We start from the raw sequence: 243 nt of genomic DNA, 5'->3' as shown, positions 1-243 counted from the left end.
CCGAAGGCCCCGAGCCTGCCGACGATGCGCGACCCCGACGAGGAGACCACCGAGCCCGAGGTCGAGGCAGACCCGTGGATGCGTGCCCTCTTCGACCTGCGCCCCCACGCGGCGACCCTGCCCGGCGGCGACCACGAGTGGTGGGTGGCCTCGGACCTGGCGGAGGTGCAGACTGGCAAGCCGCTGTCGGACGACCACGTGCTCGGCATCGGCGGTGCGACCCTGACGCTGCTGGAGATGACG

1 pseudogene is annotated in these 243 nt (G+C 72.8%); it reads left to right on the top strand.

From position 1 onward, the window contains the following. Positions 1 to 243 (top strand): annotated as a pseudogene (locus tag QP415_RS12640) (SAM-dependent methyltransferase); the annotation flags it as partial.

This window comes from Pauljensenia sp. UMB3104, from assembly GCF_030217285.1.
In the GTDB taxonomy this organism is placed as follows: Bacteria; Actinomycetota; Actinomycetes; order Actinomycetales; family Actinomycetaceae; genus Pauljensenia.
Note: the sequence above shows the minus strand (reverse complement) of the source record. Positions and strands in the feature narration are given on the sequence as shown.